This window comes from Streptomyces sp. NPDC031265 (assembly GCF_055570295.1).
In genome coordinates, this window is record NZ_JBVIHM010000018.1 from 36,425 (window position 1) to 58,991 (window position 22,567).

Consider the following 22,567-nt stretch of genomic DNA (forward strand, 5'->3'; position numbering starts at 1 on the left):
CCCGATCGTCGTACGACACCCGGCCCCGGCGCACCCGAATTTCCGCAGCCCCACGGACACGGTCGCTCGGCATGGGAGTGAAGTCACAAGCACCACATGCGTGTCTCGCACGGCCGTGGCGGACGAGCCGCGAAGCTCGCCACCGGCGGCTGCTGACCGGGGGCAACCGCCGCAGCCATCCCAGGAGGCATTCCCCCATGTCCACCGAGGACAACAAGAAGCTGGTCCGCCGCTTCTATCGCGAGATCGACGAGGGCAACATCGATGCCATGGACGAGTTGGTGGCCGAGGACTACATCGACCACAGCCCGCCGCCATTTACCGTCCCACCCGGCCGGGAGGGCGTCAAGCAGGCGTTCCGGCTCTTCTGGGACGCCACGCCCGGCACCCACGACATCGAGGACCAGATCGCCGAGGGCGACAAGGTGGTCACCCGTATGACGGCTCGCGGTGTGCACGAGGGCGATCTCCCGGGCATCCCGGCCACCGGCAACCACCTGGAGATGACGGCGACCGTGATCCATCGCATCGAGGACGGCCGGCTCGTCGAGAAGTGGTCCGACAAGGACAACCTCCACCTCCTGCAACAGCTCGGGGTCATTCCGCCCCTCGGCGCTCAGCCCTCAGCTGACACCCCATGAGCGTCTGCTCCGGCCGGAGCCGGATGCCATACGTGTCCAAGACCCACCGTGGAACTAGGTGGGGGCCGTGGGTGCGGTGAAAGTCACCGACAGCCGGTCGGGGTGACGGCGCTCGGCCCAGCACGACCCCGCGCTCGGACGGCTACCGAGCGGCCCGAACTCGTCGAAGGCGAAGGTGCGGTCGGGCCGCTCGTTGATCGCGTACTCGCTTTGCTCGAGTTTGGCGTCGAAGTCCGAACACGATCTCGTTGAACTTGTGGATCACGCGGCCGGTCGTCACTTACCGGAGGTGCCGCCCGCTCCGCCGAGATCGTCATGGCTCGCGTGCTCGCCCGGCGTCGCCAGCTGGTCGACCGCGTCCGCGCCGACCACCGCGCCGGTGGACCTCTTGCCCCGCCTCAGCCTGCCTTCCAACCCGCTCGCGAAGGACGTGAGCGCGAAGTTCAGCACGACGAAGATCACCGCGACGACGGTGAAACTGGCAATGGTGTTCGCACCGTAGTTCGCGCTCATCGGACGGACCGACGCCAGCAGCTCGGAGAAGCCGAGCAGCGCACCGCCCAGCGCGGTGTCCTTCACGATGACCACCAGCTGACTGACGATCGCCGGCAGCATCGCGGTGACCGACTGCGGCAGCAGCACGTAGCGCATGACCTGGTTCTTGCGCATACCGATCGCCTGGGCCGCGTCGGTCTGGCCCTGGGGGAGGGACACGATTCCTGCTCGTACGATCTCCGCGAGCACGGAGGCGTTGTAGAGGACGAGACCGGTGACCACGGCGTACAGCGGCCGGCTGTCGGAGCTGACATCGGTGTACTCGGAGTACGCCGCGTTCGCGAACAGCATCAGGATCAGCACCGGGATGGCGCGGAAGAACTCCACGACCGTGCCGGCCGCACCCCGCACCCACCAGTGGTCGGAGAGCCGGGCGATGCCGAACAGCGCTCCGAGCGGCAGCGCGATGACCATGGCGAGTGAGGCGGCGATGAGCGTGTTCTTGAGCCCCGGCAGGAGGTACGTCTGCCAGGCGCGGGAGTCCGTGAAGAAGGGCCGCCACTTGACCCATTCGAGCTGGTTCTTGTCAGCGAGGCTCCGCGCCACCCACCAGATGAGGGCGGCGAGGGCCAACAGGAACACCACCGTGAGCAGTACGTTGTGCCGTTTGGCACGCGGCCCCGGTGCGTCGTACAGGGCGGACGAGGAGCTCATCGCTTGACCGACACCTTCTTGCTCACCCAGCCGAGGAACAGCCCGGTCGGGAGGGTGAGGCAGATGAACCCGAACGCGAAGATGGCGGAAATGAGGATGAGCTGAGCCTCGTTCTCGATCATTTCCCGCATCAGCGCCGCAGCCTCGGCGACACCGATCGCGGCGGCCACCGTGGTGTTCTTGGTCAGGGCGATCAGCACGTTCGCCAGCGGGCCCACCACGGAACGGAAGGCCTGCGGAAGGACGATGAGCCGTAGCACCTGGGGGAAGTTCAGGCCGATGGCACGCGCCGCCTCCGTCTGACCGACGGGCACCGTGTTGATGCCCGACCGCAGCGCCTCGCAGACGAACGACGAGGTGTACGCGATCAGCCCGAGCACGGCGAGCCGGAAGTTGATCGTCGTGAAGTTGTCGGCGCCGAGCGTGACGCCGAGCGTCTGGAACAAGCCCAGCGAGGTGAAGACGATGATCACGGTGAGGGGGATGTTCCGGACCACGTTGACGTAGGCGGCACCGAAGCCACGCATCAGGGGCACCGGGCTGACGCGCATGGCAGCCAGCACCGTTCCCCAGATCAGAGCGCCGACGGCGGAGTAGAAGGTGAGCTGCACCGTCACCCAGAAGGCTCCCAGCAGGTTGTAGCCCTCAAGAAAATCGAACACGGTCTCCCGGCCTTCCGCGTGAGTGAAGGGCGAGGCGCGCCGCTTCGAGGGCGGCGCGCCGTCCGTGGGTCACCCGCTTCAGCTGACGATGACGCCGATCTTGGGTGCGGGCCCACTCTGGAAGTTGGCCGGACCGAAGTTCTTCTTGACGGCCGCGGCCCAGGAGCCGTCCTTGACCATCTTCTCCAGGGCGGTGTTGATCTGTGCCTTGAGATCGCTGCCCTTCTGGACGCCGATGCCGTAGTTCTCATTGCTCATCTTGAAGCCGCCGAGCTTGAACTTGCCCTTGAACTCGGGCTGCGCGGCATAACCCGCGAGGATCGAGTTATCGGTGGTCAGGGCGTCAATGACCTTGTTCTCCAGCCCGGTCAGGCACTCCGAGTAGCCGCCGTACTCCTGCAGCTGAGCCTTCGGCGCGATCCTTGTCTTGACGTTCTGCGCCGAGGTCGAGCCGGTGACAGAGCAGAGCTTCTTGTTGTTCAGGTCCTCGGGCTTCTTGATGGAGTCGTCGTCCGCCCGGATCAGGACGTCCTGGTGCGCAAGGAGGTAGGGGCCGGCGAAATCGACCTTCTCCGCGCGCTTGGGGGTGATCGAGTACGAGGCGGCGATGAAGTCGACATCGCCGCGCTGGAGCAGCGTCTCGCGGTCGGCGCTCTTGGCTTCCTTCCACACGATGTCGCCCGGATCATGGCCGAGCTCCTTGGCGACGTACGTGGCCACGTCGACGTCGAAGCCCGTGTACTTGCCGTCAGGGGTCTTCAGGCCGATGCCCGGCTGGTCGAACTTGATCCCGATGGTGACCTTCTTGTCGCCCGAGCTCGTGTCGCCGCCGTCGTCTGAGCTGCAGCCGGCGGCGGTCAGGGACAGCATGAGCGCAGCGGCGGCCGCGACAGTGACCTTCTGAAGCTTCATGGTGATCATTCCTAGTGCTCAAGGGCCCCGGATCAGTGGTGAAGGATCTTCGAAAGGAAATCCTTGGCCCGCTCGCTGCTCGGGTTGCTGAAGAACTGAGCGGGCGTCGCCTCCTCCACGATGCGGCCATCCGCCATGAACACCACGCGGTTGGCGGCCGAACGGGCGAATCCCATCTCGTGAGTGACGACGACCATGGTCATTCCGTCATGGGCGAGCTGCTGCATCACTTCCAGCACCTCGTTGATCATCTCGGGATCGAGCGCAGAGGTCGGCTCGTCGAAAAGCATGATCTTCGGGTCCATGGCCAGCGCTCTGGCGATCGCGACGCGCTGCTGCTGGCCACCGGAGAGCTGCGCGGGGTACTTCTCCGCCTGGGAGGCGACACCCACCCGGTCGAGTAGTTGGCGCGCCCTCTCCTCGGCGGCCTTCTTGTCCTTCTTGCGTACCTTGACCTGGCCGAGCGTTACATTGTGCAGCACGGTTTTGTGCGCGAAGAGGTTGAAGGACTGGAAGACCATGCCCACATCGGCCCGCAGCGCGGCCAGCTCGCGGCCTTCGGCGGGCAGGGGCTTTCCATCGATGACGATCTCACCGGAATCGATGGTCTCCAGGCGGTTGATGGCGCGGCACAGCGTGGACTTCCCGCCCCCGGACGGCCCGATAACGACGACAACCTCACCCCGGGCAATGGTCAGGTCGATGCCCTGGAGGACGTGCAGCTCGCCGAAGTGTTTGTTGACGTTGCTCAGCACGACCAGATCGCCCGTGGCCGGGGTGGGACTTTCCTTGGTCACGGCTACTCCGCTCATTGGCTTCATGGTCCGTCTGCCAAAAGGAAGCCGCACGCCGAGAGCGGGGGTTTACGACTATTCGGGACTGCCGGTTGCTGACCTTGACAGCACCGCCCGAGGCTGGCCCGGCCCAAAGGCCGGAGATTCCTGCCACGGTCGCCTGGCCGTCTCGGTGTGTTCCTGCTTCATCACGCGGCGCCGGGGCTTTCGGTCTTGCCTGCGCTCCACGAGGTGTTTTCCCTGTCCGCCCGTCCGGCGGCCAGGGTGTTGAGTGCAGCGTTGAGGCCTCCAACCGCGTTCGACCTGGTCGGTCTCCGGGGACGCGGCGTTGTCGACCGGGCTATGGGGCGATGAGGGCTCGCTGCCCGCGCGAACACACAAGCACGCTGATTTACCGCTGGTTCCCGGCCTGCGACTTGCGATGAGGGTCGGTGGGCACGTGCGCACGTACCCCGTGCAGGCCGAACAGGATGAGAAGCTCGACCCCGCCGCCGTCGGCCCTGCCCAGCCAGTGCGGCAAGGACGTGTCGAACTCGGCTGCCTCACCGGGCGGCAACGTCAAGTCGCGCTCGCCGAGCACGAGCCGCAGGCGACCGTTGAGTACGTACCAGCCATTCGAAACCCTCGTGGGTCTGCAGGGTCGGTTCGGGGTCTCGGCTGAGCGGGAATGATCATCTTGAACGCGTGCACGCCGCCCGGCCGCCGGGACAGAGGCACCACCAAGATCACGGGGCGCCGAGAACTCCATGATCTTGGAAGGGCACGTCATTGGTCTGCGGCGTCCTCGGTCTCCCAGCGCAGCAGGTCGCCCGGCTGGCACTTGAGTACCTCGCAGAGCGCGGCGAGCGTGGCGAAGCGCACCGCCTTGGCTCTGCCGTTCTTGAGTACCGCCAGGTTGGCGGGAGTGATCCCTACGCGGTCCGCGAGCTCGCCGACGGACATCTTGCGTTTGGCCAGCATCACGTCGATGTCGACGGTGATCGGCATCAAGGTCCTGCTCGGTCTGCGCCGCCGGATCCCGTCGCGAACTTCATCGAGTGCCGGCACCCGGGACGGTCGGCGCCTGACGGGGGTCCGGCTCGTCCCGCAGCAACGGCACCGGGGCGCGCAGGGCGAAGGCGCCGGGGAGGTCGAGCCGGCCGCCCCGCTGCTCGGTGAGCGTGACCCCCTGCACCGCGAGGCTCGCGTCGATCCCGCACTCCCCCGACCGGACGCCGGTGAGGTGGGCATCGCGGATGACGCAGACGAGACCGGAGATCCAGAAGACCACGGTCAGCTCCACCTCCAGCGTGCCGATCTTCACGCTGTCCACGAAGACATCGACGTAGGGCCGGTGCACCGAGGTGACCCGGTGGGTCGCCAGCGCGACGACCTCCTCGCTGCCCGGGGCGTCTCGGGTGCGGCGCGCGGCATCACACAGGGCGGCGTACCTCCGCCAGCCGTCCGCCACCAGGTCGAGCATGTCGAGGCTGAGGAAGTCGTCGATGACGGTGGCCAGCTCGTGTTCGACGGCCCGGTCGGCGGCGGGAGTCCTGCCACGCACGGGGCCGAGCAGCGGACCAGCCGTTCCATGGGCGCGCAGCGGGGTGTCGAGATCCCCGCCCGCGCCGAGCAGGAACGAGCGGACGGTCAAGGGGGGCGGGGCCGTCGTCGCGGTCGTGAAGGTCGTCATCGGTCCACCTCGTCGATGGTCGAAGAGCCGGGGTCCGCGTGGGGGTCGAGCCGGATCGTGCGGGTGGGGGGTTCGCCGGACGGGCTCTGTTCGGTCAGGTCGGCGGTTGCGGTGGCCGGGCGGAGGGTGGCGCGGACGTGGCCGCGGACCCAGCGCGGGCCGCGGTGCAGCCGACCGAAGTAGACGGCTGCCGCGATGGCCAGGATCAGTGCGCCGCCGAGGGAGGCAGGGCCGACGACCCAGGCGACGGCGCTGGTGTTGTCGGTGCCGCCGGTGCCCGTACCACCGGTGTCGGTGCCGCCGGTGCCCGTACCGCCGGACTCCGTACCGCCAGTCTCCGTACCACCGGTTTCGGTTCCACCGGTCTCCGTTCCACCGGTCTCCGTACCACCGGTCTCCGTACCACCCTCGTCCGTGACTGTGAACGGGGCCTCGGCGTACTGCTCGGGATAGGCCGTGCAGACGGCCCGCACCGTGTGCGCGCCCGGCTGTGCGTCGGCTGGGACCGTGATCTCGGCGGTGAAGGTGTCGGAGTCCGCGGCTGGGACGGTAGCGAACGGCGGCTCTCCGCCGTCCCATTGGAAGTCGACGTCCGGGCAGCTGAACCCGGTGCCGTCCGCCTGTACGGTCGCGTTTTTCGCGCCCCGCGCCGGGTCGAGGGTGAGTACCGGGTTCGCGGGGCTCTCGACGACGAGGTCGGCGTCCGCGTAGATGTCCCGTTCGCCGGTGCACTCAGCCCGGAAGGTGTACGTCTTCGGGATCGCCTCGCTCGGGACGACCTCCGTGTACGAGAAGTCGCCGTTGTCCGCCACGGCGATCCTGGATTTGATGAGGGTGCCGTCGTCGACCACGTAGAGGTCGACGCTCTTGGCGGAACACTGCGTGAACCCTTTGCCCTGGACGTCGATCCGGGTCTCGACCGGCCCGTGGTCGGGGTCGAGCGTCAGCGTCCGGGTCTCGGCGGGCGTGGTGCCGTCACCGCTGGTCACGGTGAAAGGAGCCTGGGCGTGGTAGGCGTTTCCGGAGTCGACGTCCGGGTCGCAGGCCGCCTCGATCGTGTGATCCGGCCCCACGGTGGCGTCCTGCGGAACCACGATGGTGCCGGAGATCTGGGGGACGTTCACCGTCGCGGGTGTCGCGTGTTGGCCGTCGAAAGTGAGCGTCGCCCTGCCACAGACCTCGAAGCCGGTGCCGGTGACCGACACACTTGTTCCGGGATCGCCCTCATGGGTGGACAGGGAGAGCTCCTCCACCTTCAGCTGCGTGCCGACCACCGCCAGGGGCGTAAAAGCGAGGGGTCCCACGCTGATCGCGGCGCTCAGAAGTACCGCCATCAACAATCGACGCACCAGCCGCACGGCGGAGAACATGAGGGAGAGGGGGATTGGGGGGGAATACCTCCCATTGTCCTCCCCCGCCGATCAGAGCACCAGCCCGCGCGGGTCCGGCACCACCGAGAGGACCGCCGGGACAAGGACGACCGCCGCGACCACCACCGGTTCGATCCAGGCCGCCGCCTCGGCGTGCCCGTCCCGCAGTACCGGGCGCGCCTTGCATCGGCTGGGCGTCGTTCCGACTCCTCCGGATGCCCGTCCTCAACCAGGTGTGAGTCTCTGCCCGAGCGAGATCAGCACGCCGAACTGTCGTATCCGGGCGGGAGCTCTCCACGAAGAAGGCTGGTGAAGGCGCGACCACACGCCAGCAGGGAGTCGGTAGGTTGGTCCCGGAAGTAACTCTCGTGATCGCCACCTGTCCCGAAGGAGTTCACGAGGTCCTTCGGGATGGCCGGGGCCCATGCGAGCAGTCGCTGAAGGGCACGCTCCGAGAGGTCAAGCGCGAGCGCGGCGCGATCGGGGTCCGTTCCAAGGTGCGGATCAGAAGTGGGCGTCGTCGAAGAGGGGATCGAGGGGATCACCCTCGTATTCGACCTCGTATCCGACGATGAGACAGGCCTCGGCCACTGGTCCCTGGGAGAGCTGACGGCATGCGTCCGCAGCGTCACGGAATAGCGGCCCAGGCTTTGAATGCGGCCGCCCCTGATCGGGAGTTACCCCACACATGCTCGATGGATCTCCACAGCCATCCCTGACCTGACCGGGCGTCACAGGGGCGGCCGCCCGATGGACAGCCCAGTCACGGGACTGCGCCGCTGCACGCTCGGCCGCGAAGTGGTCGCCGTCCGCGGCGGCGAACCGTACTACCTGGTCGCCGAATTGGAATGGGACCCGATGGAGGAACTACGCGCGGCCTTCGACTCTCCCGAGGGGCGTGCCACCGCAGCCGATGCGGCGCACCTCCAAGAACTCACCCCGATCCGCAGCGTGATCCACAGAGCCGACGAGAACCTGCTGCAGGCGCACCTCCGCGCGGTCTCCACCAGCGCGATGACGGTCCCGAGCAGTTACTCAGCGCTACACGCCACCTGACGGTAGACCAGACGAGAGCAAGGCCGAAATGGCGGCGTTGATGCTGCGGTACACCCCCCTTGTTGCCCTTCGCCGCGTACATCCACAGGCGGCGGACCGACGTGTCGCCGTTCACCGTGGCGCGGTCGCCGCCTACGAACAAGCCGAGGCCGCAGGCGACGCGAGGGTGAGTGCCCAGACCCACACCTGTCTGGGCCGACTCACGCTGACACTCGGAGAACTGGCTGCAGCTGAGGAAGCGTTGCGCACCGCCATTGCCTCGGAGCACCGGATGGCCTGCACCTGGGTTCGCGGGAGTCATGCCATGCCCAGCCAGCCTTCCAGCACGGCCTCGCGCTCACGGGATCGCAGGACTTCACCGGGCTGGGCGTCGTTCCACCAGTTCGTCAGGGCGGCAGGCGAGGACTCGCCGCGCGTGAAACGGGCGAGCAGCCCCAAAGACAGATCGACTTCTCGCTGGGTATAGGCGGTCGCGGCGCCGGAGAATACCGGGGACTCGATACGGTCCCCCTGCGTCGTGGTGATGGCGACTGTCATCTCGGCCGGGCTGCCGGGTACCCACGCGTCGAGGGCTGCGGCGGCTACGGACAGTCCGCGGGTCGCCCACCGCACGAGCGTGGAGCGGACCGGGGCTTCCGTCACTTGGAGATCCATCACAGCCGACCAGCGCCACGCCTGCGGAGCGGGGCCGGTGATCCGCACGCCCACTGGGGAGAGCAGCACACCCGGTTCCCCTGTTGCGGGAGGCGTGCCCAGGTACACCCTTTCCCCGCTGACCCAGAAGAGGCCCACGGTGCTACCCGTTCGGTCGGCTGCACGGGTAGGCGGCGACGGTTCCACATTCAACTCCATCTCTTGGGGCACTGCGCGGCGATCATGCCGAAGCAACCGACCCTAGACGCACCGCGACTGGGACCCACCGTAATCGCGCCACCAGGGCTTTTGCCGGGCGCAGCGCCCGACGCGGGGCTCGGTGCGGGCGGTCGGACAGCTTGACCACCAGGTGATATGGGCCGGTAAGAGCCCGGCCGGCACCGGCTCACCGTACCGATACGACCTCACCTTCCCAAAGACCGAAAGCGTCCCCGCGAACGAGACCTTCTCGATCACACCGGGGCAACTTGCCACCCTCCATTGCGCGTTGCACACCGACGCCTCGTGTATTTGGACCGCCCGGTCCAGCCTCGCCACCTCGCGCACCCGCCCGACCAGCCGCGCAGTGCCTGCCGCTCCATCCCCCGGCCGCTTGGACGATGGCGCGCCTCAAGGACACCACCGGCGTACGACAGCGTCCAGGCTCCGGACCGGTCACGCTCGCGGCCTCGCGACCGCTTCGCGGAGCACCGTCTGCCCGGCAGGTGGTGTTCCGGCCGCGGTGGCGCGCCTCCGGCCGGGGGCCGCGCAGGCGCTCTGGCGTCATGCCTGTCCACGGCTCTACCGTGGCACCGGGGACGCACCCCCACCACAGTTCGTAACATTTGTCATGAACGCGCCATTCCCTGCCCTGTCATTCACCGCACACCGTGACCTTGATGACTCCAGGCAAGAGGTGAGCCATGTTCGTGCACCGCAGACGCCTGCAACGACCACGTCGACTGCGTCGGCTCAGTATCGTCACCCTGCTCCTCGGCGTCGTCGCAGCCGTCGCAGCCGGGCCCGCCCGGGCGACGCCGGATGCCGCGCCTTGGGGGCCGCCCCTGGTCCGGCCGGTCGACCCTCAGCACTGGCGCAACCCCGACGACATGACCTGGGCGGAATACCGCTCCGTCCCGGGCACGGACTGGGCGAACCCCAACCGCCAGCCCACCCGGCGCAAGTTCAAAGGCGCTCTCGTCCTGCTGGACTACTCCGACGAGGAGTTCTCCGTCACCAAGGCCGTCGGCGCCGCCAAGTTCGGCAATCCACTGCCCAGCGCGTCCGGCATCCCCCGCGCCCAGCTCCCCAAGTTCTACGAGGACTTCCTCAACAAGCCCGGCACACTCAACCACGGCCACACCATCAACGAGTACTGGATGGAGGATTCCGGCGGCCGCTTCGGCGTCGGCCTGACCGCCTTCGGCGCCTACCGCATGCCGGGCAAGTCCTACCAGTACGGCATCGAGCCCGGCATGAACCCCGGAGCCTGCCCCGTGGGCGAAACCTGCGGCAAGGACATCCGCGCCGACGGCAAACGAGCCTGGGTCGCCGACGTGGGCGCCGGCAAAGCCGGCGAGTTCGACTTCGTCTTCTACCTCACCGCCGGAGTGGACGAGTCCTCCGCCTGGCAGGAGTTCGGGCCGATGAAGTTCGCCTCCGCCCAGGACGTGCCGGCCGCCTGGGGACCCCCGTCACCCATCGCCTCCGGACAGAACGCGGCACGGACCCGCTATGTGCCATGGACGTCCTGGCAGGCGGCCGCCCGTATCTGGCCCAACGCCGCAAACGGCTCCTCCACCCAGGCCGAGAGCTCCGGCATGGCCACCTTCGCCCATGAACTCAGCCACATCCTGGGCATCGGCGACAACTACAACAACCCCTACGGGACACCGCTCAGCCGCTCCTACACCGGCATCTGGGGCATGCTCTCGCGCGGCTCGTTCAACGGCCCCGGCGGCCCGCACACCCGCTGGCAGGTACCCGCCACCGCGGGCGGCTCCATGGGCGCCCAGCACGTCCTGCGCGACAAGCTCAAACTCGGCATGGTCGACGAGAGGAACATCCTGCGCCTGGACCGCGACGCCCTCAAGGACTCCGGCCCCGTCGTCGCCCGCGTCACCGCCCGCTCCGCCCCGCCCGGAGAGAAAGGGCTCACCGGCGTCAACATCACCATGGCCCGCGACCTGTCGCCGGCCTGCGACCGGGCCACCGACCCGCTGTGCGACGGCGGCGGCTACGACAACTACACCGTCGAGGTCGTCGACCGCATGGGCATGGACTCCTTCACACCGGACAGCGGCGTCCTCCTCAGCAAGACCAAGAACGCCGACCTCGCGCCGTTCGCCTGGGTGGTCGACGCCCACCCCGAAGACATCGGCCTGGTGGACTTCACCCGCCCCGACGGCACTCCGCAGAAGATCACGACGGGCGACTACCGGCAGCTCAGCGACGCGCTATTCCACGCGGGGGCGGACTCCGGCAGCTCATACGAGTACGTCGACGCGGCCAACCGGCTGCACTTCTACATCCTCAACGTGCGACGCGACGCCACCGGCGTACTCTCCTACGACATCGGCATCAAGTCCATGGACGGAGTCGGCCCGCAGGCCCGCGCAGTCGCCCTCGGCAAGGGCTCCGTCACCAGCGCGCCCGCCACGGGCCGGGCCGTGTGCACCTTCAGCCTCGCCAACACCGGGCAGCCCGACCCGCGCAACCAGCCGCACCTGTCCTCCGACATCTACCGCCTGACCGCCACCACCTCGCAACGCGGCTGGTCGGCCTGGCTCCCCAACCGCCTCGCCGCCGCGGCCGCCGGCACCTCCGTCCCCATCGACGTCGCCGTCACCGCGAAGCCGGGCGCCGAACGCACGGGCGCCGTCATCCTCACCGCCCGCTCGGAGAGCGACCCGGCCAAGACAGCCCAGGCCACCTGCTCGCTGCCGAAACCGGGCAGGTGACCTCTCCCGCACAGGGCACGGGGCGACCGGGCCGCATCCGGCCCGGCTGCCCCACGCCCTGGCAACAGCGGCGGCCCGAGGGAAGTCAGCCGCTGACTGCCCGCCAGGACCGGCTTCCCGGTGTTCAAGGGTGACGTCGTAACCGAGGGCGTCGAGCTGAGCGGCCAGGCGGCGCGGGTGGCGTTCCTCACCGAGGCGGCGGGGGGAAACGGCCGGCACATCGGCCAGACGGGACGCCGTGCGAAGTGGAGCACTCATCCTGCGCGGTCAGGCTGAACTGGCTGCCGGCCGGAGACAGTCAGCCCGAGCGCGGATAGCCCGGGATCACAGAGGCCTCGCCCACAGGCCTGGTCGACGCCGAGTTGTTCGACGGCGAGAAGAAACCCGGGCGGCAAAGAATCGGCGGTCATATGTCGGAGGTACGGGTGGGCCAAGACCGGATCAACATGCCCCAAGTACGTCGGCAGCGGCGGGAACTGAGCCTGGACATCGACGTCGGCGCGGTACGCCTCGGTACGGTCACGTGTGGTGCTGAAGTACAGAAGCCGGTCCCATGCGCCGGTAGCTCGTACGGGCGAAGCTGAGAGCGTCGACCAGACCAAAGGCACCGTCAGACGTGGACGGTGCCGCGCCTCTATGCGACGGGATGGCCCAGGACGAAATCGCGCACGAGTGCTGCCACGCGTCGGCGATCCTCGAAGGTGACGCCGTGCCGAGTGTGCGGCAGGATCTCCAGGCGCGCCCCCGGGATCCGGGCCGCCGTGAACTCCGCGACCGTGGGCCGGATGACCGGGTCGTCCGCCCCGTGCAGAACGAGCGTGGGAGCAGTGATCTCCGCCAGGCGGGCGGTGCAGTCATGGCCGTGCGCCGCTGCCGCGCGGCGCGCGTCGGCGTCAGCGGGGCGGCTGCGCAGGGCGCGCCTGAGGTCGGCCACAAGTTCCGGCTCGGCTGCCTGGCCCTCGGGGGTGAGCACCAGGTCCAGTATGAATTGCGTGTGCTCGCCGGGTTGGAGGGCGGCGATGCGGTCGGTGAGGCTCTCGGTCATGGCCAGGCTCGGGGTCGTCCCGGCCAGGATGAGCGAGGCGATGCGTCCCGGGTGGCGGAGTGCCAGCTGCATGGCGATCATTCCGCCGAACGAGGCACCCAGGACGTGTACGCGCTCGTGGCCCAGTGCCTGAACGAGGTTGGCGCAGTCGTCGGCCAGCCGGGCCATGTCGTACGGCTCGGGCCCGTTGCGGGTGTCGCCGGTGTCGCGCTGGTCGTAGCTGATCGCGCGGATACCGTCGCCCAACCATGGCCGGAAGGTGTCGAACTGGCCGCGGTGCCCCTCACCCCCGTGCAGCAGAACCAGCGGTTCGCCCTCGCCGGACGTGAGGTAAGCGGTCCCGACTCCATCGACCGTCGTTCGCTGGAACACCCTGGAACTCACGTACGCATCCTCCCAACATCCGCTGACAACCCTGTCCAGGGCCCCTTCCCCACCGCAGCCCCAGCCCTAGACCCGTCTTATGGCCTCCGATTCCCGCGCCACGCCCTTGGGGTGGACCATCCGCCTGCTGGGTCATTCTTCACTCGGTCTCCGGTATCTACCACCCCCTGGACTACAACCTGACAGAAGTTGAGACGGGGACTGCCAAGGGAGACGAACCGGATGGCGAACCTGGTCCGCGTACACCGCGCGTCCGGCCGAGCCTGGCCTGTGACCGCGCTGGGCCCGCAGGTCCCGATCTCCCCTGCCTGTACGCCGCGTGAGACATGCGGGCGCTCAACGGTCTTGCCCACGGCATAGAGCGGTGCCGATTGGTGTATCGAACGCGCTATCGCTTGCTATGAACACTCGGCCAACCTGTCCGCCGTCTCCCTCACCCTCGCCGCCACACTCATCTGCGGGAAGAACCTCGCCACGTGTCGCTCTTGCGCAGGAAGGTCTCAAGCTGTTCGGCGAAGCCCGGTGCTGCGGCGACGAAGTGACCGGCGCCCGGATGCACGCTGCGCTTGCCACCGAGGGCATCCGCGAGTGCGTCACAGATCCTCTCGAGCGGATCTGCGTGGTCTCCGGACGCGACGAGCACCGGGACGCCGGCGTCCCGGATCGCGTCGAGCTGTGGGCGCGCCTCGCTGGTCGGCCTACCACCGTGCGCCCGCCGAACGCCGGCGACCACCTCCTTGGGGAGCGGACCGTCGCCGATGGGCGCGCCCGCGAGACGGAGGAACTCGCGCAGCTCGGCCGGGTCCATGTCCATCCCGTGGGTGAGGACCGCATCGCCGATGCGCTCGAGCCGCGCCACCTCGGGATCGTCAGGAACAAGGTAGTTGAGCGGCGGCTCGATCAACGTGAGCGAGCGCACGCTGCCCGGCGCGGCAGCGGCCGCAATCAACGTCCCGAGGACGCCGTAGGAGTGGGCGACCACATGCGGGCGGCCGACGAGCAGCGGCGCCAGGTCCAGGGCATCCACCTCGAAGTCCTGACGCTCCCGCGGTGGTGGACTCGGCGGATAGCCACGGCGATGGACGTATGCCAGCGTCCACCGGTCGGCCAGCGGAGCGATAGCGCCCCACGTCGTCCGCGGGCCGGCACCGCCATGTACCAGCAGGACCTCCGGCCCACAGCCCGCGCGCACCACCACGATCTCGCCCACGAAGGCGAGCATAACGGCGCCCGGTCAGACACCGCGCTCAAGCGTGTTGCAGAAGGCTTGGTGCGGGGCATTTCGCCGGTACGGGTGGGGTGTTGCGGCCCGGAACGACGAGTTCACCAGCGGAGGACGTCCGAGCGCTGGAAAGACACCACGAACCAGAACGCAAAAGGAAGGAGGATCAGGATGAAGCAGCCCACTGCCTTGCCCCAGGGGGGTCCGTCCTCGTGCTTCGGGTGGCATGTTGCGTCAGAGTAGCGTCACGACCGGCGGCGAGATCGCACGGCTCGTCGACGACGAGGCAGTGCCAGCACCCCCCCGGGGGACCACAATCGCGGTGCCGGGACCTGGCTCAACGAGCGCTCGGATCCGCTCCGTGTGGCGGCACGCAGATGCGGTCGGGCCCGGCGGTACTCAGGCCGACCAACTCGTCGGCATCGGGATGCGGCCAGCAAGCCGACGGTCGGGTCGAGCGCCTCGGGCGACACCGGGCCGAGGGCTCGCCGTACCGGACGACGGGCTCCTCGTCCCGTCAGTCACTGCTCGTCACTGCGCCCCCGCCGCCACCAGCGTCGCGGTAATGGGTTCGAGGTCGGCGACCAGCTCGTCGAGCTCGGCGGGAGACTGGAGCAGTACGGGCCGCTGGATCAGCACCTGGGCGCGGCGGTCGGACGTCGACTCTCCCTCACTCCGGAGCGACATCGCACGGCACCCGACGGTTCACCGAGCAGCGGCGGCTGCGCGCCTGCTTGTGCGCACCGATCGGCGCGGGGCCGAGGGCGGTAGGTGCCATGGAACCGACACATGCGCGCCGCCATGGAGGGCCGATCCCAGAGCCACCAAGGCGAACCACGACATGTGAGGGCGCCTGGCGGCGCCCTCCCGGCCGGTGATCAGTCTTCGGCGCCCTCTCCCCGTCACATGCGGGTGCCGATGACGGTGGCGGTGAAGCCGGCCAGCTGCTCCCGCATCTCCTCGCGGGACATGCGCCTGTCCCCGGCCAGGTATTCGACGAGGTCGGCCCGGGTAGCGGCGAGCAGGGCGTGGGCCGTGAAATCACTGTCGGCCGGGCCCGGAATCCGCTCCAGCAAGTCCCGGAGCAGAGCGTGCCATCGCTCGTAGTGCTCCGTCCGGTAGGGGCTGTCCGCGCCGCTTCCTTCCAGAGCCAGCGCGAGGTGGCGGTTGTCGAGTTTGAAGCACAAGAGGGCATCCAGCAGGGCCGGTACGCGCTCCGGCGGCGCGGTGGCGGGCCCCAGCGGGGGCGGTCCCTGTTCGACGGCCTCTCTGATCGGTTCCAGCCGCGCCTCATACAGGGCGTGGATCAGCCCGGTCCGGTCACCGAAGGCGCGGAAGAGTGATGCCTTGCCGACGCCGGCTGTTGCCGCGATGTCGGCCATGGTGACCTCGTCGGGGCTCTCGCAGCGCGCGAACAGCGAGTCGGCGGCGGCGAAGAGGGCTGCCCGGTTGCGGACCGCGTCCTTGCGTGGTTTGCGCTCGGTCATGTGGCGCCCCTCCCTTTACAAAACGGACTGGCGGTCCGTATCGTTTTCGAAGCGGACCCCTGGTCCGTATCGTACGAGATGGAGAAGCCCATGCCCACCAACGCCGCACCGGCAGACCTCTACAGCCACAGCCTGCGCCTGCTGCTCGACAAGAACATTCCCGCCTGGATCGACCTCTGGGCCGAGCACGGCACCATGGAGTTCCCCTTCGCTCCCCCGGGCTGGCCCGAGCGCCTGGCGGGCAAGGAGGCCATCGCCGCCTACATGCACCCGTATCCGGACCACGTCGACCTGCACGACTTCCCCGAGGTGCAGATCCACCAGACCACCGACCCCGAGGTCATCGTGGTGGAGATGCGCAGCGTGGGCCGCCTGGTCGAGACCGATGCCCCCTTCGGCATGACCTACATCGCCGTCGTGACCGTCCAGGACGGGCGCTTCACCTCCTATCGCGACTACTGGAACCCTCTCGCCGCCCTCGCGCCCGGCACCAACTTCGCCAAGAGCAGCGCCCGATGACCCCCACCGGTACCACCTTGGTCATCGGCGCCACCGGCACCACCGGCAGTATGACGGCCGCGCAGCTGGTCGCCGCCGGCCATCAGGTCAAAGCCGCCAGCCGTGGCGCCACCCCGCTCCCGGGCACAGCACCGGTCCGCTTCGACTGGTACGACCCGGCCACCTTCGGCGACACGCTCGCCGGGGCCGACCGCATCTACCTGGTCCCGCCCCTGGGCGACCCGGACCCACTGGAGGTCATGCTGCCCTTCCTCCAACAAGCCCGTGCCGCGGGTGCACGCCGCGCGGTCCTCCTCAGCTCCTCAGCCATCCCCGAAGGCGGCCCAGCAGTGGGAGCAGTGCACCAGGCCCTGCCCAGCCTCTTCGACCAGTGGGCGGTGTTGCGTCCCTCCTGGTTCATGCAGAACTTCACCGGCGCCCACGCACACGCCCGCAGCATCCGGGAGGACAGCACCATCTGGACAGCGACGGGGACGGGCCGCGTCGGATTCGTCGACGCCGAGGACATAGCCGCCGTCGCCGTCCACGCCCTGACCGACGACCGCGCACCGCAGTCCGAACTGGTCCTGACCGGACCGGAGACACTCAGCTACGACGACATCGCGACGATCGTCACGGAGGCCGCCGGCCGCCCCGTGACCCACCGCCGACTGTCCTTCGAGCACATGCGTGATCATCTCGCGACGCTGATGCCGCCGGAGTTCGCCACGATGCTGGCCGCCATGGACCGCGCCATCTCCGAGGGAGCCGAGGACCGCACCACCGACACCGTCCAACGCCTCACCGGCCGACCGCCGCACAGCTTCCGGACGGTCGCCGAACGGGAGCTGACACAAGGCGGATGAGGCGCCCCCACACCGGATGCGGGTACGCGGCCAAGCCAATCCAGCGGCGGGCGCACCGAGCCCGGCGACGGCAGAGCAGCGCCCCCTGACTGCGCTGACGCCAGCGGCAGCCGAATGCCCCACGGCTGGCTGAAGTGCGGGCCAGGAGCCCGCTGTCACAGGTCCCAGGCGTCGCGGAAGGCTGTGAGACAGGCGACCGAGGGGGCTGACTCGCCTTCCGCTTCACGCCGCGCTTCCGCGATCTGGACGACCAGCCGTTCTGGCGGGCCGACCTGCCCGAGGAGGACGGCCCCACGGACGGGTACGGCCCGCCGGAGGCCGTCGCCTGCAACAAGGTGAACCTCAAGCGGATCGCCACGCATTGGCCGGACATGCTCCGGGTCGCCGGATCGCCCATCACCAACCAGGTCCGGGCCTACGGCCTGCTGCGGATGTTCGGCCGCGAGGGCCACCGCACTCCGCCCGGCGCGGCGTTCGCCGAGTACGGGCGGGATCGACAAGACCATGCACCTCCTCGACCCGGTCGACCCGGTCGACGACACCTACCGCCGTCTGATGAACCGGCAGCTCACCGTCCAGGAGTCCCGCCACCGGCTCGCCCGCGCGATCTGCCACGGCGATTGGGGCCAGACCCGCCAGGCGTACCGGGAGGGCCAGGAGGACCAGCTCGCCGCCCTCGGCCTGGTCCTCAACGCCGTCGTCCTGTGGAACACCCGCTACCTGGATGCCGCCGTCGCCCAGCTCCGCGCCGAGGGCCACGACATCAAGGACGAGGACGTGGCCCGCCTCTCCCGACGCTCCGGGCCGGGGCGAGGAACGCCGAGCTGGGCTCTGCACTGGCTCAACGACCTCGCGGAACCCTAAATGGCACCCTCCTGAACGGGGTCCCGGGATTCCGGGTGATCTGGATCATCGGCCGGGGCGGCGGCACGCAGCGCCGCCTCAACCTGGCGGTTGCTGGTCATGGTCGATGTGACGGCGGTCATGGTGAGGAGGAGGCCGGCGGCGGTGTAGAGCGGGGTGCGTACGTCGTAGGTGGTGGCCAGCCAGCCGCCGAGGAAGGCGCCGAACGGGGCGGCGCACATGGCGAGCATGCGGGAGGTGGAGGCGACCCGGCCCATCAGGTGGGCGGGGACGATCGCCTGTCGGAGGGAGGGGCCGAGCACCATCGTGGCGCCCATGCCCGCTCCGCAGACGGCGAGCCCGAGGCCGGCGACGTACGGGTTCGGGGCGGCGGCAAGGCCCAGGATGGCGAGTCCCTCGACTGCGGCCGTGCAGGTAAGCGCGGTGCCGGTGCCGAGTCGTCGGCCGAGGAAGGAGGCGATGCCCGCGCCGAGTAGGCCGCCGGTGGCCTCCGCCGTGAGGAGCAGGCCGAAGCCGAAGGTGTCGATGCCGAGACGGTCGTGCGCGAAGAGGGCGAGTACGGTCTCCACGGCGAGGAAGGCGATGTTCCCGACCGCCGGACGCAGCGCGAGCCCGAGCAGCAACTGATCCCGGAATACGTACGAGGCGCCGGCCCGCGCCTGCCGCAGCAGCGACTCACGGGCCTGCGGTACGGGCCGGGGTGCGGCAGGCAGCGACCGTACGAGCAGCGCGGAGAGCGCGAACGACACCGCGTCGGCGAGCAGCGGAACCGCCCGCCCGAGCGCGAGCAGCGCACTGCCCGCAGGCGGACCCGCGAAGCCGGACGCGGCGGTCTGGGCGCCGCGCAGGCGGGAGTTGGCGCGCTCCAGGAATGCGGGGTCGCGGCCGAGCAGATCCGGCAGATAGGCCGTGGCTGCCGTGTCGAAGAAGAGTCCGCCGAGGCCGAGCAGGAAGGCGACGGCCGCCAGCAGTGGAATACTCAGCACGTCGAGCGCGGCCGCTGCCGCCGGTATCGCGAGCAGCACCGCACGCGCCGCGTCCGCGACCCACATCGTGCGCCGACGGTCCCAGCGGTCCACCAGCGCACCGCCGAGCACCCCGAAGAGCAGCCACGGCAGCGTTCCGGCGGCCGTGACCACGGCGAGCGCCATCGGATCCCGCGTCAACGTCAACGCGAGCAGCGGCAGCGCGGCATGCGACACCCCGTCACCGAGCGAGGACACCGTCTGCGCGGTCCACAGCCGCCCGAACCCGGTCGGCAACTTCCGAACGTCTGAGGTCACTTGGCGTCCCCTTCGGCCTGCTCGCGCGGCGTCGGGTGGAACAGCGCGAAGACGAGTGACGCGTCCGGCAGCGACGGATCGGACAGCTCCCGGTACTCGTCCGCCAGTGCCTGCAGCCGCGCCCCCAGCTCCGCGAACTGCTCGTCGGTGAGCCGCAGATGCGCCATCCGTACGTGCCGCTCGCCATCCACCGGCGCTGCCTCCAGGTCCGCCACCGCATGCCGCATCAGCACATCCGGCCCTCCCTCGCCCGGATCCGGCAGCACGATCGCCCGCGCGGCCATTGCGTAGTACCGCTCGGTGACCCCCCGGACCTTCCGCGTTCGTACCACCTTCACCAGGCCGGCCCGTTCGAGCAGCCGTACGTGGTAGCTGGAACTCCCCTTCGCAAGGCCCACTCGCTCGGCGATCTGCGTGATCGTCGCGGGCTCGAAGCGGAGCACGGCCATGATCCGGTGACGCGTGAGATTGGAAACGGCGCGTAGCTGCTCGTCAGTGGTGACGTGGAACGTCTCGGGAAGATCATCGGTAGGCATGGCCCCAATGGTCAACACTTCTTGACCATTAGGCAAGGGGTTTTGCTCGGGCTTCCGGAATCGGCTGTCCAGCACGCGAGGCCTTCGCTCCTGCACTCTCCCCGCAGCCACATCTCCGCACGCAGACTCGCCCGCATGCTGCTCACCAGACCCGACAACCTCAAGGCCGAGCATCACGAGCTCCCGGCCAGGCTCACCGCCGCCTGCCCGGAGATATCCCAACTTGCCAGCCTCACCCGGGCTTTCGCCCAGCTCCTGAAGCCTCACCCAGCAAATGCCGACGCGCTCGAACTCTGGATCACCAAGGTCCGCGCAGCCGATCTGCCCCACCTGCACGCCTTCACCCGAGGCCTGGAACGAGACCCCGACGCCGTAAACGCCGCGTCCACACTCCCGTACAGCAACGGCCCCACCGAGGGCGTCAACACCACCGCATCCTCCTTGGACAGCAGCACGCTCCGTCACCACCGAATGTGGGACAGGGCCGTTGACCGTACAGACCCGCCAAGCCCAGATGTAGGTGGGGTAGAGATCATCGAGGGCAGCGGTGAAGCTGGAGATTGCCTGGTCATAGCGGCCGGCGTGACGGTGTGCCTCTCCGCAGGAGGTGAGGGCCCAGAACGTCATTGGGGTCGAGGCCGAGCCGGAACGGCAGACGGTGGAGTCGACCGAGACCGTCCAGTCGATGTCGTTCAACGCCACGAGCTCGTCGGACGGATCGCACCAGGGCGAGCAGGTTCGGCACTTCCATACGGTGGCTTCAAGCGTGCGGCGGTGGCCGGTCCATCGCCGGTCACGGACCGGATCGGCTGGCGCCAGCGGCTCGATCCGGTCCCACATCACAGCAGTGATTACAGATCGGACAGACAAATCCGATCAGAGGCGTAGCCGCCTCACGGCGACGATGGTCGCGCTGGAGCTTTCGTCTGGTTCATCTCGCCGATCATCTGCCACAGCCGCAGCGCCCGCCCTCGGTGCTGGTGCGCCAGGTGGTGGACGCCCGCGGCGGCGTCCAGGTCGCCGATCAGTTGCCAGCACGTGGCCTCGTCCTGGCGGTCACCGTGCCGCTGGAACAGACCCGCCGCGCGCTCCAACGCCGGACTCGCCCGGTCCCGGTCGTGTTGACCGGCGTACACGCGGCCGACTTCCAGCAGCGTGTACGCGGCGCACCGCTCGTCGGCCAGTTCCTCGAAGGTGGCCAACGCCTGCCACAGGCAGCGCAGCGCCTCGTCCGGATTACCGCGCCGATCGTGCAGCCGACTGAACCGCCGCAGCACGACGGCCACGCGATGCCCGTCGCCCAGCGCCCTGGCCTGACTCAAGGCCGCGTCGAACCAGAACCCCGCCTCGTCGAGTTCCCCCTGCATGAGCTTCATCACGGCCATGGAGCAGGACAGCTGCGCTTCGATGTGCCGGTCGCCCTCACCGGCCGCGATGGCCAGCGCGCGCTCGACACGTTCGAGGGCTTCGTCGTCACGGCCCTGTACTCGGCTGACCGTACTCAGCATGGCCATCGAAAGCGCCTGGCCGCGTTTGTCCCCACCGTCCTGACACAGCCCGAGGGAGGACTCCAGGGCGCGGGTAGCCCGATCGAACTCGTCTTGGTAGATATGCAGCTGGCCAAGACCGCGTAGCAGCACCGATGCGCCGCGCACGTTGCCGGCGGCCTCGGCCGCGTCCAACGCGAGCCGGTGCCCGTGCTGCCAGTCCTGATAGAGACACCGGTGGTCGTAGTAGGTCGCCGCGCCCGCCGCCAGCTCCCAGGCCAACTCGTCCAGGCCCCAGTCCACGGCTAGTTTCACCGCGCCGAGCAGGTTGTCGCGCTCTGTGTCGAACCACCCGACCGGGTCGGCCATCAACCGGTCCACGACCGCATCGGGCAGCGACCGGCGCGGTGCCAGACCGGGAGCGGCGGCCAGCAGCCCGCCCGGCAGCCGATCAGTGCCGCGCCCGATCAGCTCAAGCCAAACAGACAGCACCCGGGTGACCGCGTCCCGCTTGTCCGCCGTCGGCAGCGGGGCGGCGATCTCCACGGCACAGGTCCTGATCAGGTCGTGCAGCCGGTAGCGCGCCTCGCCGAGGGCATCGGTGGCGGTCAGCCGAACCAGGCTGGCGTCGACGAGGGTGTCCAGCACTTCCTCGCCGTCCGAGCGGTCCAGCAGCGGGCCGACCACCCAGCCGGGCAGGGTGTAGGCGCCGAGCAGACCCAGCAGACTCAGCGCGCGCACCGCGTCAGCCGGCAGCAGCCGTAGGCTCAGCTCGACACTGGCTCGCACGCTGAGGTCCCCGATCCTCAGCTCGGCCAGCCGCCGTGACTCATCCTCGATGCGTTCCCGCAGCACCCGCAGCGACCAAGCCGGGCGGCCCGTGAGCTTGCCGCGGGGGAGCCGGAGCGCCCGCAGCAACGTGCCCTAGCCGCCGAGTAGCGGGTTGGCCTCCCCCTCTTCCCGCTTGGCCCGCTGGCGCTCCCCCA

Annotated in this window: 20 protein-coding genes and 5 pseudogenes; 7 read left to right on the forward strand and 18 right to left on the reverse strand. The window is 69.1% G+C overall.

Annotation, left to right across the window (positions count from 1 at the left end):
- Positions 1–197: 197 nt before the first annotated feature.
- The gene (locus tag ACZ499_RS25400; RefSeq protein ID WP_468678200.1) at positions 198–641 is read left to right on the forward strand and encodes an ester cyclase; all 444 of its coding nucleotides are present in this window, start codon (positions 198–200) and stop codon (positions 639–641) included.
- 64 nt (positions 642–705) lie between these two features.
- On the opposite strand, the pseudogene ACZ499_RS25405 reads toward ACZ499_RS25400, so the two are convergent.
- The 9 genes and pseudogenes from ACZ499_RS25405 to ACZ499_RS25445 all read right to left on the reverse strand — a co-directional run.
- Positions 706–878, reverse strand: a pseudogene (locus ACZ499_RS25405) (IS630 family transposase); the annotation flags it as partial.
- A 39-nt stretch (positions 879–917) separates the two neighbouring features.
- Positions 918–1,850 (reverse strand): amino acid ABC transporter permease, encoded by a 933-nt coding sequence (locus ACZ499_RS25410; protein ID WP_468678202.1) that lies wholly within the window; start codon positions 1,848–1,850, stop codon positions 918–920.
- Entirely contained in the window at positions 1,847–2,512 is a 666-nt protein-coding gene (locus tag ACZ499_RS25415) for an amino acid ABC transporter permease (protein ID WP_468678204.1), read from the reverse strand. Before ACZ499_RS25415 ends, ACZ499_RS25410 begins: the two co-directional genes overlap by 4 nt.
- A gap of 78 nt (positions 2,513–2,590) precedes the next feature.
- Positions 2,591–3,424, reverse strand: coding sequence for a glutamate ABC transporter substrate-binding protein (locus ACZ499_RS25420; protein ID WP_468678205.1), 834 nt, complete (start codon positions 3,422–3,424; stop codon positions 2,591–2,593).
- A gap of 32 nt (positions 3,425–3,456) precedes the next feature.
- Positions 3,457–4,236: an amino acid ABC transporter ATP-binding protein gene (locus ACZ499_RS25425; protein WP_468678207.1), complete on the reverse strand. Its 780-nt coding sequence runs from the start codon at positions 4,234–4,236 to the stop codon at positions 3,457–3,459.
- Positions 4,237–4,609: 373 nt separating this feature from the next.
- Positions 4,610–4,938: pseudogene (locus ACZ499_RS25430) on the reverse strand (cupin domain-containing protein); the annotation flags it as partial.
- 45 nt (positions 4,939–4,983) lie between these two features.
- Positions 4,984–5,205 carry a helix-turn-helix domain-containing protein gene (locus tag ACZ499_RS25435; RefSeq protein ID WP_468678208.1) on the reverse strand — a complete coding sequence of 74 codons (222 nt, stop codon included), beginning with the start codon at positions 5,203–5,205 and terminating at the stop codon, positions 4,984–4,986.
- Between the two features lie 43 nt (positions 5,206–5,248).
- Positions 5,249–5,890 (reverse strand): hypothetical protein, encoded by a 642-nt coding sequence (locus ACZ499_RS25440; RefSeq protein WP_468678211.1) that lies wholly within the window; start codon positions 5,888–5,890, stop codon positions 5,249–5,251.
- Positions 5,887–7,260 (reverse strand): hypothetical protein, encoded by a 1,374-nt coding sequence (locus ACZ499_RS25445; protein ID WP_468678212.1) that lies wholly within the window; start codon positions 7,258–7,260, stop codon positions 5,887–5,889. Before ACZ499_RS25445 ends, ACZ499_RS25440 begins: the two co-directional genes overlap by 4 nt.
- A gap of 750 nt (positions 7,261–8,010) precedes the next feature.
- Between ACZ499_RS25445 and ACZ499_RS25450 the strand changes: the two genes are divergently transcribed.
- Positions 8,011–8,316 carry an EthD family reductase gene (locus ACZ499_RS25450; protein WP_468678214.1) on the forward strand — a complete coding sequence of 102 codons (306 nt, stop codon included), beginning with the start codon at positions 8,011–8,013 and terminating at the stop codon, positions 8,314–8,316.
- Between the two features lie 297 nt (positions 8,317–8,613).
- Here the strand turns inward: ACZ499_RS25450 and ACZ499_RS25455 are convergent, their stop codons facing one another.
- Positions 8,614–9,039, reverse strand: a complete 426-nt coding sequence (locus tag ACZ499_RS25455) for a hypothetical protein (RefSeq protein WP_385533737.1) — start codon at positions 9,037–9,039, stop codon at positions 8,614–8,616.
- A gap of 833 nt (positions 9,040–9,872) precedes the next feature.
- On the opposite strand from ACZ499_RS25455, the gene ACZ499_RS25460 reads away from it, so the two are divergent.
- Positions 9,873–11,909 carry a M6 family metalloprotease domain-containing protein gene (locus ACZ499_RS25460; protein ID WP_468678217.1) on the forward strand — a complete coding sequence of 679 codons (2,037 nt, stop codon included), beginning with the start codon at positions 9,873–9,875 and terminating at the stop codon, positions 11,907–11,909.
- A 634-nt stretch (positions 11,910–12,543) separates the two neighbouring features.
- On the opposite strand, the gene ACZ499_RS25465 is transcribed toward ACZ499_RS25460, so the two are convergent.
- The 4 genes from ACZ499_RS25465 to ACZ499_RS25480 form a co-directional block, all read right to left on the reverse strand.
- Complete coding sequence (locus tag ACZ499_RS25465) at positions 12,544–13,338, reverse strand: alpha/beta fold hydrolase (RefSeq protein ID WP_468678219.1); 795 nt, start codon at positions 13,336–13,338, stop codon at positions 12,544–12,546.
- 451 nt (positions 13,339–13,789) lie between these two features.
- On the reverse strand, positions 13,790–14,548 hold the full coding sequence (locus tag ACZ499_RS25470; RefSeq protein ID WP_468678220.1) for an alpha/beta fold hydrolase: 759 nt from the start codon (positions 14,546–14,548) through the stop codon (positions 13,790–13,792).
- A gap of 543 nt (positions 14,549–15,091) precedes the next feature.
- Positions 15,092–15,247, reverse strand: coding sequence for a hypothetical protein (locus tag ACZ499_RS25475; protein WP_468678222.1), 156 nt, complete (start codon positions 15,245–15,247; stop codon positions 15,092–15,094).
- A gap of 215 nt (positions 15,248–15,462) precedes the next feature.
- Positions 15,463–16,047 carry a TetR/AcrR family transcriptional regulator gene (locus ACZ499_RS25480; protein ID WP_468678223.1) on the reverse strand — a complete coding sequence of 195 codons (585 nt, stop codon included), beginning with the start codon at positions 16,045–16,047 and terminating at the stop codon, positions 15,463–15,465.
- Between the two features lie 90 nt (positions 16,048–16,137).
- Between ACZ499_RS25480 and ACZ499_RS25485 the strand changes: the two genes are divergently transcribed.
- From ACZ499_RS25485 to ACZ499_RS25495, 3 genes and pseudogenes are all read left to right on the forward strand, one after another.
- On the forward strand, positions 16,138–16,566 hold the full coding sequence (locus tag ACZ499_RS25485; protein ID WP_468678224.1) for a nuclear transport factor 2 family protein: 429 nt from the start codon (positions 16,138–16,140) through the stop codon (positions 16,564–16,566).
- The gene (locus ACZ499_RS25490; protein ID WP_468678225.1) at positions 16,563–17,411 is read left to right on the forward strand and encodes an NmrA family NAD(P)-binding protein; all 849 of its coding nucleotides are present in this window, start codon (positions 16,563–16,565) and stop codon (positions 17,409–17,411) included. The genes ACZ499_RS25485 and ACZ499_RS25490 overlap by 4 nt, the downstream gene beginning before the upstream one ends.
- Before the next feature lie 209 nt (positions 17,412–17,620).
- Positions 17,621–18,203 (forward strand): annotated as a pseudogene (locus ACZ499_RS25495) (Tn3 family transposase); the annotation flags it as partial.
- A 68-nt stretch (positions 18,204–18,271) separates the two neighbouring features.
- Here ACZ499_RS25495 and ACZ499_RS25500 read toward each other — a convergent pair.
- Together ACZ499_RS25500 and ACZ499_RS25505 are read right to left on the reverse strand one after the other, a co-directional pair.
- On the reverse strand, positions 18,272–19,558 hold the full coding sequence (locus ACZ499_RS25500; RefSeq protein WP_468678226.1) for an MFS transporter: 1,287 nt from the start codon (positions 19,556–19,558) through the stop codon (positions 18,272–18,274).
- Positions 19,555–20,094, reverse strand: coding sequence for an ArsR/SmtB family transcription factor (locus tag ACZ499_RS25505; RefSeq protein WP_468678302.1), 540 nt, complete (start codon positions 20,092–20,094; stop codon positions 19,555–19,557). The genes ACZ499_RS25500 and ACZ499_RS25505 overlap by 4 nt, the downstream gene beginning before the upstream one ends.
- 102 nt (positions 20,095–20,196) lie before the next feature.
- On the opposite strand from ACZ499_RS25505, the pseudogene ACZ499_RS25510 reads away from it, so the two are divergent.
- A pseudogene (locus ACZ499_RS25510) lies at positions 20,197–20,523 on the forward strand (transposase); the annotation flags it as partial.
- Between the two features lie 288 nt (positions 20,524–20,811).
- Here ACZ499_RS25510 and ACZ499_RS25515 read toward each other — a convergent pair.
- Both ACZ499_RS25515 and ACZ499_RS25520 read right to left on the reverse strand, forming a co-directional pair.
- Positions 20,812–20,964: pseudogene (locus ACZ499_RS25515) on the reverse strand (IS5/IS1182 family transposase); the annotation flags it as partial.
- Between the two features lie 23 nt (positions 20,965–20,987).
- Complete coding sequence (locus ACZ499_RS25520) at positions 20,988–22,436, reverse strand: tetratricopeptide repeat protein (RefSeq protein WP_468678228.1); 1,449 nt, start codon at positions 22,434–22,436, stop codon at positions 20,988–20,990.
- Positions 22,437–22,567: the final 131 nt, after the last annotated feature.